This window comes from Acinetobacter sp. NigerLNRRAM0016, assembly GCF_054112845.1.
The window spans coordinates 1-12,008 of sequence record NZ_JBSYVT010000006.1; the positions used below are offsets into that span (position 1 = coordinate 1).

A 12,008-nucleotide genomic window follows, 5' to 3' on the forward strand; every position below is an offset into this window, starting at 1 on the left:
GAATAGTTGTTATGCGAATTGACTATAAAGCCAGAGATGAGTTTCTGAAACCCAAAACATGTATCAAATTATCATTCCTTGTAGTTTGATGTGTTAAGACTATAGCGTGAAAGCTTAAGAATTGTGAATGATTGAAAAATATTGAGTTTTTTCTTTAATTTTAAGCATCAAGGCGCACCTTCTTGGCATATGATAGAACAAGTACAGAATGACAATGAGAACGAGATGATGATGTTAATTTGGGGATTTATTTTGCTGTTGGCGGTTGCTGTGATTTTTCTGGTGTGGTTTCAGTTTAAGCAACAGGGAGAAGGTAGTAATCAGGATGTTGAGTATCAGCAGCATCTAGAACAAAAAGTTGCGCATCTTGAAGAAAATTTAAAGAAAACACTGGAAATCATGCAAGATCTTGCCAAGAAAATGCATGTGCAGCAGGAAGCCATTGATAAAACTGTGAAAAGAACGCATCAATTGGAATTGCAGAATGCGGAATTGGTCAGCTTGCTCAGCAAGTCGGTTGGGCAAACGGATCGTCCGTTTTAACCTTTTGCGCCAAATTTTAAATTAGGATTTGGCGCAGTACCGCTGCACTGAGCATGCTAATGATTACTGTTGAGAGTAACGGTAGTCTTGATGCTGCTAATAATGTGATACCAATTGCGATTAAGTCTGCTGGATGATCCTTAACAAAATAAGGCGCAATCACTGAAATAAGTACACAACCTGGCACGACTTCTAAGATTTTTCTGTGCTTATTGGACAAGGTTTTATTCTTTAATAAGACATAGCCCAATAAGCGAGTTAGATAGGTGGTGATTGCGACCAAAAGAATTGCAATCAAAGTGCTGCTATGAATCATTCGTCATCTCCAATGAGGAAAAATGCAGAAACAATTCCTGTGAGCGCACCCAAAGGTACATGCCAGCCCGCAGGCAAGTATAAATAAGCAAGCGCAGCGACCACCAAGCTTACTAACCAAGGACGTGCCGCAGCAAATCCTGTCCACATCCCGCGTAATAGCACCAAAATAATGGCGGGAAAAGCCATATCAAAACCATAGGGACGAATATCGCCCAAGACGGGACCCAGCACAGAACCGAAGGTCGTAACAGAGACCCACATGATATATAAGGCTAAACAGACCCCTGCATAATAAGGCATGTTGAAGGCATGTCTTAAACCAACTTGATGAATCCGCTTTTGTGCATTGGATAATCCTAATGCCCAACTTTCATCACAGAGGAAAAATAGTGCAGGGTACACTTGGCGGTCGGGCAAGTGTCTTAAGTATGGCACCAGACTCGCTCCCATCAATAGATGCCGACTATTGATTAAAAAGGTAATAAACATGAGCAGAAGGAACTGCGGTGGATTGGTCCACATTTCCAAAATGGCAAATTCTGAGCCGCCTGCAAAGTTCAATCCAGTTAACAGCGAAACTTCGACAATAGAAAAACCTTTTTGAGAGGCTTGAGTCCCGAGTACCAATGCCAGAGGGACAAAACCCAGCAGCATGGGGAGTGTGGTTTTAATGCCACGCAAAAATTCAGCTTGATCCTGACTTTTCAAGATCAATGAAAGTGTAGAGCTGCTTTTTAATGTGGACATGGGAGATACCTCACAAAGTGGGTAGTCATTGTAAAAACTTTGTGCTGATATTTGACGCTAAAATAAGCAATATTTGCAGTAGAATGGGCATAAAATTGCTCTAAAATTAAAATAAAGAGTATTTAATGCTAAGAGGCTGAGTATGGATAAAATTGATAGACGAATCTTGCAGACGTTACAACAAGATGGAAAGCTGGCGAACAATGAATTGGCTCAGCGTGTTGGACTATCGGCGTCGCCGTGTTTACGTCGTGTAAAACAGCTTGAAGAAACTGGCATTATTGAAAAGTATGTGGCTTTGGTGAATCCGCAGAAAGTTAATTTAGGGCTGACTGTTTTTGCACGCATTTGGCTAAAAGGGCAAGATGCGAAAACGGTCAATCACTTTATAGATTCCGTCAGGGAGATTCCTGAAATTGTGGAATGCCAACTGATGGCAGGGGATTGTGACTTCTTTTTAAGGATTGTGGTGACTGATCTGGATGCTTATCGTAAATTTCAAATTCAGCATTTAAATAAAATTACCGGCATTCAGAATGTAAAAACTGAAATTCCCTTACAGAGTATTAAGCAGACAACTGAACTACCTTTATAAAAGCACGTGGTGGCTGAAAAGATAAATTATTGATAACAATCTTTAACTTAGTACGATAAATCACAGCAATAAAATTGTGGCAAGATTGGGATTAAATGTAAAAATCTCAGTGCATGGTGTGAACTATCGTGCTAAACTAGGAGAAATCGGGTGTGCTCCCGATTTTTTTATGCGGATTACTTCCGCGCTGACAAGAATTTAGGTTTACAACATGCCCATTTCAGAGACATGGTTATTACCTGATGGTGTAGCTGATGTATTACCAGAGCAAGCGCAAGTAATTGAAAACTTGCGCCGTGACGCCTTGGATTTCCTCGCATCTCGAGGTTATCAATTGGTGTACACGCCGTTTATTGAATACATAGAATCCCTTTCTTCTTTATCCGAATCGAATCACGATTTAGACCTTGCGACATTTAAAGTCATCGACCAGTTATCAGGTCGTTTACTCGGGGTGCGTGCGGATATGACGCCACAAGTGGCACGTATTGATGCACATGTTCATCCTGTAGATGGTGTGGCACGTTATTGCTATGCAGGTACCGTACTGCATACCAAGCCGCAAGGCTTTAATACCACGCGCGCGCCATTACAATTGGGTGCGGAGTTGTTCGGTTCGGACAGTATTGATGCTGACGTCGAAATGGTCGATGTGATGCTCGGTCTGATTGAGAAAGCTGGATTGGTAGACGGGATCCATCTGGATTTAGGGCATGTCGGTTTGTTCCGTAGCTTGGTGAAGCGTGCGGCACTGAATAAAAATACTGAACGTGAACTATCAGATCTCTATCAACGTAAAGCATTGCCTGAACTGGCTGAATTTACGCAAGATTTGAACTTCGGTGCCGACTTCTATGCATTGGGTCGTTATGCAAGTGACTTAGATGCCTTGCAAACACACCTCAGTGCAGAAATTCTGGCAGATGAAGCATTCAAACATGCTTTAGATGAGTTAAAAACCACACAGTCTGCGATTCAGGCACGTTGGCCAAGCTTATTTATTGGTGTTGATGTCGTTGAATTACGTTCATACCACTATCACACAGGTTTAATGTACGCCGTTTATGCACCGAACCGTGCTGCCTCTTTAGCGCAGGGTGGTCGTTATGACGGTATTGGCGAGCATTTTGGTCGTGCGCGTCCTGCGACAGGTTTTAGTTGTGACTTATATGCATTAAGTGCAGGTCAGTTTAAAGCTGCCTCTGTAGTTGTTGCACCTAAGGGCACAAATGCTGACTTACTCCAAGCGATTGCTGCCGTTCGAGCACAAGGCTTAAGTGTAATTCAGTTATTGGGTAATGATGATTTAAACTCTATTCCAAATGCGACACATCAACTTGTTGATGTTGCTGGTGAGTGGCAAGTTAAACAAATTTAATCACTGCGAGTGGTGTTCATGTCACTACTCGGAGTTTTAATTTTAACAGCATGATGTAATGAGGCTATTATGGGCAAGAATGTTGTGGTACTTGGTACCCAATGGGGCGACGAAGGTAAAGGTAAGATCGTCGACCTGCTCACAGATCAAGCGGCTGCGGTAGTACGTTATCAAGGCGGACATAACGCAGGTCATACTCTCGTGGTTGGTGGTAAGAAAACTGTATTACACCTCATTCCATCTGGTATTTTACGTGAAAACGTACTTTGCTTAATTGGTAACGGTGTTGTGCTTTCTCCAGAAGCGTTAATCAAAGAGATGACTATTCTTGAAGAGCAAGGCGTACCTGTTAAAGAGCGTTTACGTATTTCTCCAAACTGTCCATTGATTCTTCCGAACCATATTGCACTTGACCAAGCACGTGAGAAAAAGCGTGGCAATGCAAAAATTGGTACAACAGGTCGTGGTATCGGTCCTGCGTATGAAGACAAAGTTGCGCGTCGTGCAGTACGTGTTGCGGACTTGGTTCGTGGTGGCGAAGCGTTAAAAGCACAATTGGCTGAAGTGTTGGATTACCATAACTTCCAGTTGACTCAATACTACGGTGTTGAAGCGGTTAAGTTAGAAGACGTACTTGCACTTTGCGACCAATGGCGTGAAGTGATTGCTCCGTTAGTGGTTGATGTAACAACTGAATTGCACAACTACCGTAAAAACGGTGACAACATCATGTTTGAAGGTGCTCAAGGTTCTTTACTTGACGTTGACCATGGTACATATCCGTTTGTAACATCTTCAAACACGACTGCGGGTGGTGTAAGCTCAGGTTCAGGTTTGGGTCCATTACATTTAGATTATGTTTTGGGTATTACTAAAGCGTATACAACACGTGTTGGTGCTGGTCCTTTCCCAACTGAATTGCATTACGATGCAGCGACAGATACAGGTGATGCAATTGGTCGTCATTTAGGCACTGTGGGTCACGAATTTGGTGCGTCTACAGGTCGTCAGCGCCGTTGTGGTTGGTTCGATGCAGAAATTTTACGTCGCTCTGTTGATGTAAACTCACTTTCTGGTATTTGCTTAACTAAACTTGACGTTTTAGATGGTTTAGAAGAAGTAAAAATCTGTGTAGGTTACGAAAATACAGATTCAGGTTGTGTCGGTTCTTCTGATGCGCTTGCATATGAAAACTTAAAGCCGATCTATGAAACCATGCCAGGTTGGACAGAGTCTACTGTTGGTGCGACAAGTGTAGAGCAACTCCCAGAAGCTGCGATGAACTACATCAAGCGTATTGAGCAGTTAATTGAGTGCCCAATTGATATTATTTCAACGGGTCCAGATCGTGCAGAAACTATCGTATTACGTCATCCATTTGATGCTTAATCGATATATGTGCTAAAAAAGCCTCGCAATAGCGGGGCTTTTTTACGTATTTGCATCGCTAAACTGGATATAAATGAAATCCAGACTAAAGTTGCATTTGCTTGTACGCTTTTTCAAAATAGCCTTGTTACAATAACTTAACAGTAAATCTGGATTTTGGCAGGATGCAAAAAAATATTTCAAGCACCATTTTACATTCATTGATTTTTGCTATGGGTGGTGCACCTACAATTGCCATTCTTATTATTCAGGCTCAAACCCAAGACCCGAATATTGTATTTTCCGCTTTCGTAGGGCTTAGTGTCATTCTTGCCTGTATTTTAGTGCCTATAATTTTGATTCAGAACGCCTATTTATGGTTGAAGCGCAATGATGAGAAATTAGAAGAAAAAATTAAACCTGTTGGTCAAGTTTATATGGTGTTGAATATTCTGTGTTTGATTTATTGGTTAAGTTACCAGTTTATGCACTAGGTCAATTACATAAATACTATGTTTATGAAGCTGTTATTCATTCAAAGCTCCACATTGATTGCATATAATGCGCATATATTGATGTGATCCAAGAATGGTGGAGATTAAAATAATGAAGAACAAACTGATGTTAAGTTTGTGTGTGGCAGGAGCTGTCACTATTTCTGGTTGTACCACAGTTGCTGACATGGCAGGTGCAGATACGGCATCTTTGAATGTTGCGGCAACTCAAGGTTTTAATAAAACCGTTCAGGAAGCTCGTGGGAACAATACGCTTGATACGTCTTCTTCGACCTATAAACGCATTTATGCTGTCTTTAATCGCTTGAAACCCTATGCGGATCAAATGAACCAGACGGGGACTAAGTTTGATTGGCAGTTGGCGGTATTGAAATCTGATCAAGTCAATGCCTATGTAGCACCTGGTGGTAAAGTGGTGTTCTATACGGGTATTGTCAACAAGCTTAATCTAACCGATGCTGAAATTGCAGCCGTGATGGGACATGAGATGATCCATGCTTTAGAAGAGCATGCAAAAAACAAAATTGGTGCGCAAGCTCTAACTGATTTGGCTTTAGGTATTGGTTTAAGCTACGCAGGTGATAGCGTCGGACAGATGGGTGCAGCCGCTGCACAATTGGGTACACAAGTTGGCGTTGGCTTACCATATTCACGTAGTCTAGAAAGCCGTGCTGACCAAGGTGGTTTACTACTGATGGCAAAAGCAGGCTATAACCCACAAGCTGCTATTACGCTGTGGGAAAAAATGAATAAGTTGGATGGTGCAGGTGGCTCATCATTCCTGTCTACGCATCCATCGAACAGTCAGCGTATTGAAGCTATGCGTAAAAACTTACCTGCAGCACAAGCAGTGTATAACAAGCGTTAATCATTTTGTTTGAATCGAAAAAAGGATGCTGCGGCATCCTTTTTTATTTTATTTAGACCTTAATAATCTGTAGTCGTGAATACGCTGTTTAATCTGTATAGATTACTGAGCATATCTTAGGGTGCAGGATTCGGTTGCTGACGGTGAATCGCTTCTATGCCTTGAAGCACTTCGGTTGATAGTGTGAGGTCAAAAGCTTCAATATTCTCTTTCAGTTGATCGAGATTGGTCGACCCAATGATGGTACTGGTCACGAAAAACTGTTGCTTAATATAGGCGAGTGCCATTTGAGTCAGGCTTAAGCCATGTTGCTCTGCCAGTTGCGCATATTGTTCAGTTGCCCATTCACTTTCAGGGTTGCTGTAACGACTAAAACGCGAGAATAAGGTAATACGAGCATTGGCAGGACGTGCGCCGTGACGGAATTTACCCGTTAGGTAACCAAAGGCAAGGGGTGAATAAGCCAGTAGCCCGACGCCTTCATATTTTGCGATTTCAGCCATGCCAATTTCATAACTGCGATTGAGTAAGTTATACGGGTTCTGAACACTGACAATTTTATCTATACCTAATTGTTCTGCAAGTTGTAAAAACTTCATGGTTCCCCATGGTGTTTCGTTGGATAGTCCAATATGGCGGATGCGTCCTTTTTCAACCTCCTCAGCAAGTGCGACTAAGGTTTCCGCCAGAGCGGTCACGGGTTTTTCATCTAAGGCTTCGTTATTGCCATAGCCAAGTTTGCCAAAGAAATTGGTATTCCGTTGTGGCCAATGTAATTGATAAAGATCAATATAATCTGTTTGCAAGCGTTTAAGAGAATCATCGAGGGCTGAGGAGATTTCAGCAGCGGTAAAGCGGGTTTGTCCATCCCGAATGTGACTGCCTCCCTGAGAAGGACCAGCAATCTTGGAGGCAATAAATAATTGATCACGACCGCCATGTTGTGCAATCCAGTTACCAATAATGCTTTCCGTGCGACCTTGAGTTTCAGGCTTAGGTGGGACAGGGTACATTTCTGCGGTATCCCAAAAGTTGAGACCGCGTTCCAAGGCATAATTTAATTGATCAAAGGCTTCTTGCTGCGTGTTTTGTTCGCCAAAAGTCATGGTGCCTAAGCAAATTTCTGGAACGAGAATACCGCTGTTACCTAATGGTTTGAATTGCATAACATCTATCCTGAAACTAATAATGGATTCAGGCTATCGTAAATATGCTGCTTTGTTAACGAATAGTTGTGTATAGTTTTGTGAAAAAAATGAATTATTTAGCATAAAAAAAGCAAATCGAAAGATTTGCTTTTTTTTAGAATGCGAGTTGAAGATTTATTCTTCGTCATCCTCATAGTCATCCTCAGTATTTGACTGTTCCAAAGAAGCATCAAAAATAAGAATGGCTTTACCATCAGTTTGAATCATGCCTTGATCTTCAAGTGTTTTCAGTACACGACCAACCATTTCACGTGAGCAACCCACGATACGACCAATTTCTTGACGGGTGATACGGATTTGACGACCGTTTGGTAGAATCATTGCTTCAGGTTGAGCAGAAAGATCAATCAAGCAGCGTGCAATACGACCAGACACATCAATGAAAGCAAGGTCAGTCACTTTGCGTGTCGTATTTTTTAAACGACGAACCAGTTGTGCAAATACTGCGTAGCTTAAGTCTGGGTATTGTTTGCTTAATTCACGGAAGTTTTCGTAGGTTACTTCAGCGATTTCACAAACGTCACGTGTGCGAACTTCGGCAGTACGTTGAGGGTTTGCTTCAAACAGACCCATTTCCCCAAAGAAGTCGCCTGGATTTAAATATGCCACTACAATTTCACGCTCATCATCTTCACGTAAAATAATAGAAACTGACCCTTTTAAAATCAAATAAAGTGATTTTGATTCTGTACCCGCATCGACAATAGTTGTACGTTTTGGGTAACGGTTTATATATGCTCGTTTTAATAGTGCCTTCACTGATTCAGGTAATTGACCTGGCGATAGCGCATCAGTACTCAGCTGTGAAAAGTTTGAAGTCATGCTTTTGGTTTCCGAAAATGGATAAATAATAGATCGCACAAGACCTAAAATGAACTTGTCACACAGAAGAGGTGAAATTCCTTATCAACTCAAATTATGTTAGTGTACAGGTACACGGTAAATTTATAGCTTTTTTTAGGTAGTTGCAATGCAAACAAGTGTACATTGGCTAGAGAATGTTGCTTTTGAAGCGAAATCAGAAAGTGGCCATAGTGTAGTGATGGATGGTTCCCCAGAGTATGGTGGTGAAAACCGTGGACCACGTCCCATGGAACTTATATTAATGGGACTTGGTGGGTGTGCATCCTTCGATATTGTGACAATTTTAAAGAAATCTCGTCAAGATGTGACAAATGTTGTCTGTCAGCTCAAAGCTGATCGTGCTGATAGCATTCCAGCAGTGTTCACTAAAATCCACCTACACTTCGTGGTAACGGGTAAAGCTGTGAAAGAAAAACAGGTTGCAAAAGCGGTTGAACTGTCTGCAGAGAAGTATTGTTCAGCAAGCAAAATGCTGTCTGATGGTGGTGTCGAAATCACTCATGATTTTGAAATTATCGAAGCTGAATAAGCGTGAAAAAAAGGCTGGTAATGAACCAGCCTTTTTTGTATTTAGGACTCAAATTTTATTATGGTTTTATCGACTGTAAATGGAAGAAAAACTGCTTGAATTATGATTTGAAACGAGTGAACCAATCATTCTGTGAGACGGCTAGAAAAAATTACATCAACACTCTTGAAAATAAAAATAGCCAGACCAATATTATAACTGAGATATCACATATTTATTAATTTAAGATATTGAAAAATATGTGAAAAATAATTTGAAATCGAAAAATAAGTTCCCATATATCTTACAAGTTAAAAATTTGTTGTGAGGAATAACAAGAATGCGTTTTGAGAAATTTACAAACCGCCTGCAGCAAGCGCTCTCCGATGCACAATCTTTGGCAATGGGTAAAGATCATACCTCTATTGAGCCAATTCATGTGCTTTCTACTCTACTGGAAGAGGCTTCCAATATCAGTCTGCTGCAACAGGCAGGTGCCAATTTACGTGATTTGCAGAACAAATTGCAGCAGGCATTGAAAGATGCGCCGACTTTGGCGAATCCGACAGGAGATATCAATCTCAGCCCAGAAGCGGTTAAAGCGCTGAATCTGGCAGATAGCTATGCACAAAAAGCTGGAGATGAGTTTCTTTCTACGGATTGGGTGCTGTTAGCGCTTGCTGAAGTTGGGGCAACCAAGTCTTTATTAAATAGCGTAGGTGTCACTAACGACAGTTTACGTAAAGTAATTGATAAAATTCGAGGGGATGAGAAGGTCATGAGTAATAATCATGAAGATCAACGTGATTCACTGAATAAATATACGATAGACCTGACTGAGCGTGCCTTGGCGGGCAAGCTTGACCCTGTGATTGGGCGTGATGATGAAATCCGCCGCACAATTCAAGTACTCTCACGTCGTACCAAAAATAACCCTGTGTTGATTGGTGAACCCGGGGTGGGTAAAACCGCGATTGTTGAAGGCTTGGCACAACGAATCGTGAATGGTGAAGTGCCTGAAAGCTTAAAAGGCAAACGTGTCCTATCTTTAGATTTGGGTTCATTGCTTGCAGGTGCGAAATATCGCGGTGAATTTGAAGAGCGCCTAAAAGCGGTGCTGAAAGATTTAGCCAAACATGAAGGCGAAATCATTCTGTTCATTGATGAGCTGCATACGCTAGTAGGTGCAGGTAAGGGCGATGGCGCGATGGATGCTGGCAATATGCTTAAACCTGCTCTCGCACGTGGTGAATTACGTTGTGTGGGTGCAACGACTCTAGACGAATATCGTCAATACATTGAGAAAGATGCAGCCTTAGAACGCCGTTTTCAAAAAGTGTTGGTGGATGAACCGAGTGTAGAAGATACCATTGCCATTCTACGTGGACTCAAAGAGAAGTATGCAACTCACCATGGCGTACAAATTCTGGATTCGGCGATTATTGCGGCTGCGAAAATGTCGCATCGTTACATCACCGATCGTCAATTGCCAGACAAAGCGATTGATCTGATTGATGAAGCGGCATCGCGCATTAAAATGGAGTTGGATTCGAAACCTGAAGCACTGGATAAGCTAGATCGTCGCTTGATTCAGTTGAAGATGCAGCTTGAAGCGGTCAAGAAAGATGAAGATGCAGGGGCTAAAGGCGAGATCAAACATCTAGAAGAGCAGATTGCAACGGTTGAGAAAGAATATAACGATCTTGAGGAAATCTGGCGTGCCGATAAAGCTTTGGTCGAAGGCAACAAAGATATTCAAGTGAAGCTGGATCAAGCGCGGATTGCTTTAGAAAAAGCACAGCGTGAAGGTGATTTGGCTGAAGCTGGGCGTTTGCAATATGGCGTGATTCCAGAATTGCAAAAGCAATTGGAACGTATTGAAGTTGCCGAAGAAAATGAAGCACCAAAACTATTGCGTAACAAAGTCACAGACAATGAAATTGCAGAAGTGGTTAGTGCGGCTACAGGCATTCCAGTAGCGAAAATGCTGCAAGGCGAGCGTGAAAAACTGTTGCAGATGGAAGATTTCTTGCATAACCGTGTGGTTGGACAAGATGAAGCTGTTGTGGCGGTGTCGAATGCTGTGCGTCGTTCACGTGCAGGACTGTCAGATCCAAATCGTCCAAGTGGTTCATTCTTGTTCCTTGGTCCAACAGGTGTGGGTAAAACTGAATTGACCAAAGCCTTGGCAAATTTCCTGTTCGACAGTGATGACGCCATGATTCGTATCGATATGAGTGAATTCATGGAGAAACACTCTGTGAGTCGTTTGGTTGGTGCACCTCCGGGTTATGTAGGTTATGAAGAAGGCGGCGTGTTGACTGAAGCTGTACGCCGTAAACCGTATAGTGTGGTGCTGTTCGATGAAGTTGAGAAGGCACATCCAGACGTATTCAATATCTTGCTACAAGTCTTGGATGATGGTCGTCTGACCGATTCACAAGGTCGCGTGGTGGACTTTAAAAATACCGTGATTGTTATGACGTCCAACCTTGGTTCACAAGATGTGCGTGAATTGGGTGAGGGAGCGACGGAGGATGAAGTTCGTGCAGTGGTGATGAGTGCTGTATCGCAACACTTCCGCCCAGAGTTCATTAACCGTATCGATGAGTTGGTGATTTTCCATTCATTGAAGAAAGCCCAAATTCGTGGCATTGCCGATATTCAATTGGATCGTTTACGCAGTCGTTTGGTTGAGCGTGATTTGAGCTTGTCTGTAGAAGATACTGCATTTGATTTATTGATTGATGCTGGTTTTGACCCAATTTATGGTGCGCGTCCTTTAAAACGTGCCATTCAACAACAGGTCGAAAACCCATTAGCACAAAAAATCCTTGCAGGTGAATTCCAGCCAGGCGATACCATTTTAATCAAAGCGGATCAGGGTCATCTGGTCTTTGATAAAATGAAATTGAGTTAAGACCTTCTTCCTAAAAAAACCAGCTTCGGCTGGTTTTTTATGTGACAAGCTTGGGAATGAAACTTATATTCTGAGTCAGAAAGTGACAGAAATAAGCTAAATGTTGTGATATGAATCACTCATAAGCTAATTATATGTAAAACAATTATCATTATTTTTGCTTTTTGATTATACTG

Annotated in this window: 12 protein-coding genes; 8 read left to right on the forward strand and 4 right to left on the reverse strand. The window is 42.0% G+C overall.

The window, feature by feature from the left end:
* The first annotated feature begins 228 nt into the window (after positions 1-228).
* Complete coding sequence (locus ACWQ4X_RS05735; protein ID WP_457903110.1) at positions 229-543, forward strand: hypothetical protein; 315 nt, start codon at positions 229-231, stop codon at positions 541-543.
* A 16-nt stretch (positions 544-559) separates the two neighbouring features.
* Here ACWQ4X_RS05735 and ACWQ4X_RS05740 read toward each other — a convergent pair whose 3' ends face one another.
* Together ACWQ4X_RS05740 and ACWQ4X_RS05745 are read right to left on the reverse strand one after the other, a co-directional pair.
* The gene (locus tag ACWQ4X_RS05740; RefSeq protein WP_100241520.1) at positions 560-859 is read right to left on the reverse strand and encodes an AzlD family protein; all 300 of its coding nucleotides are present in this window, start codon (positions 857-859) and stop codon (positions 560-562) included.
* Positions 856-1,608, reverse strand: coding sequence for an AzlC family ABC transporter permease (locus ACWQ4X_RS05745; RefSeq protein ID WP_457903032.1), 753 nt, complete (start codon positions 1,606-1,608; stop codon positions 856-858). Before ACWQ4X_RS05745 ends, ACWQ4X_RS05740 begins: the two co-directional genes overlap by 4 nt.
* A gap of 142 nt (positions 1,609-1,750) precedes the next feature.
* Here ACWQ4X_RS05745 and ACWQ4X_RS05750 point away from each other — a divergent pair, with 142 nt between their 5' ends.
* From ACWQ4X_RS05750 to ACWQ4X_RS05770, 5 genes are all read left to right on the forward strand, one after another.
* Complete coding sequence (locus ACWQ4X_RS05750) at positions 1,751-2,203, forward strand: Lrp/AsnC family transcriptional regulator (RefSeq protein ID WP_100241518.1); 453 nt, start codon at positions 1,751-1,753, stop codon at positions 2,201-2,203.
* A gap of 211 nt (positions 2,204-2,414) precedes the next feature.
* Positions 2,415-3,581, forward strand: coding sequence for an ATP phosphoribosyltransferase regulatory subunit (locus tag ACWQ4X_RS05755; RefSeq protein WP_457903033.1), 1,167 nt, complete (start codon positions 2,415-2,417; stop codon positions 3,579-3,581).
* A 69-nt stretch (positions 3,582-3,650) separates the two neighbouring features.
* Positions 3,651-4,970, forward strand: coding sequence for an adenylosuccinate synthase (locus ACWQ4X_RS05760; RefSeq protein WP_142768350.1), 1,320 nt, complete (start codon positions 3,651-3,653; stop codon positions 4,968-4,970).
* Positions 4,971-5,134: 164 nt separating this feature from the next.
* A complete protein-coding gene (locus ACWQ4X_RS05765) occupies positions 5,135-5,443 on the forward strand; it encodes a phosphoethanolamine transferase domain-containing protein (RefSeq protein ID WP_100241515.1) in 309 nt (102 codons plus the stop codon).
* A gap of 112 nt (positions 5,444-5,555) precedes the next feature.
* Positions 5,556-6,332 (forward strand): M48 family metallopeptidase, encoded by a 777-nt coding sequence (locus tag ACWQ4X_RS05770; protein WP_100241514.1) that lies wholly within the window; start codon positions 5,556-5,558, stop codon positions 6,330-6,332.
* 116 nt (positions 6,333-6,448) lie between these two features.
* Here ACWQ4X_RS05770 and ACWQ4X_RS05775 read toward each other — a convergent pair whose 3' ends face one another.
* Both ACWQ4X_RS05775 and crp read right to left on the reverse strand, forming a co-directional pair.
* Positions 6,449-7,498, reverse strand: coding sequence for an NADP(H)-dependent aldo-keto reductase (locus tag ACWQ4X_RS05775; protein WP_457903034.1), 1,050 nt, complete (start codon positions 7,496-7,498; stop codon positions 6,449-6,451).
* A 156-nt stretch (positions 7,499-7,654) separates the two neighbouring features.
* Positions 7,655-8,362 (reverse strand): cAMP-activated global transcriptional regulator CRP, encoded by a 708-nt coding sequence (gene crp, locus ACWQ4X_RS05780; protein ID WP_457903035.1) that lies wholly within the window; start codon positions 8,360-8,362, stop codon positions 7,655-7,657.
* A 148-nt stretch (positions 8,363-8,510) separates the two neighbouring features.
* Here crp and ACWQ4X_RS05785 point away from each other — a divergent pair, with 148 nt between their 5' ends.
* Together ACWQ4X_RS05785 and clpB are read left to right on the forward strand one after the other, a co-directional pair.
* Positions 8,511-8,933 (forward strand): OsmC family protein, encoded by a 423-nt coding sequence (locus ACWQ4X_RS05785; RefSeq protein WP_142768353.1) that lies wholly within the window; start codon positions 8,511-8,513, stop codon positions 8,931-8,933.
* A 319-nt stretch (positions 8,934-9,252) separates the two neighbouring features.
* On the forward strand, positions 9,253-11,832 hold the full coding sequence (gene clpB / locus ACWQ4X_RS05790) for an ATP-dependent chaperone ClpB (protein ID WP_457903036.1): 2,580 nt from the start codon (positions 9,253-9,255) through the stop codon (positions 11,830-11,832).
* The last annotated feature ends 176 nt before the right edge of the window (positions 11,833-12,008 follow it).